This is a genomic window from Methanocalculus natronophilus (assembly GCF_038751955.1).
GTDB lineage: Archaea > Halobacteriota > Methanomicrobia > Methanomicrobiales > Methanocorpusculaceae > Methanocalculus > Methanocalculus natronophilus.
The window spans coordinates 505-835 of record NZ_JBCEXH010000034.1 but is presented as its reverse complement, the minus strand read 5'-3'; the positions used below and the strand labels follow the sequence as shown (position 1 = coordinate 835).

1 protein-coding gene is annotated in these 331 nt (G+C 34.1%); it reads right to left on the bottom strand.

From position 1 onward, the window contains the following. A partial coding sequence (locus tag ABCO64_RS10215; RefSeq protein WP_343089382.1) for a PTS sugar transporter subunit IIC occupies positions 1 to 331 on the bottom strand: 331 nt, incomplete at both ends.

The following is a 331-nucleotide window of genomic DNA, read 5'->3' as shown; positions in this document are numbered from 1 at the left end:
TATTAAAGGAATCAATATAATATCTAAAGGTGTTTTTTTCCTTAAAATAAAGCGAACCCCATCAATCGCTGCGATGGTTGTTAAGTATGCGACCACAGGATCGCTAAATACTGATGTTCCAATTCCACCAGCAATACCACCAGCTATTAAACTCAATCCATTTAATCCTAAAGACCAAGCAACACCTATCCCTATTCCTATTCCCATAAAGCTTTTTAATGTGTTAGCTAAGGTTATTAAGTTTTGTGGTAATGTATCTCCAAATAATGCAAAGTTACCAAGCAATAACCCTATTTCTTCTATGATTACTCCGATGATTAATGTTGAAAAT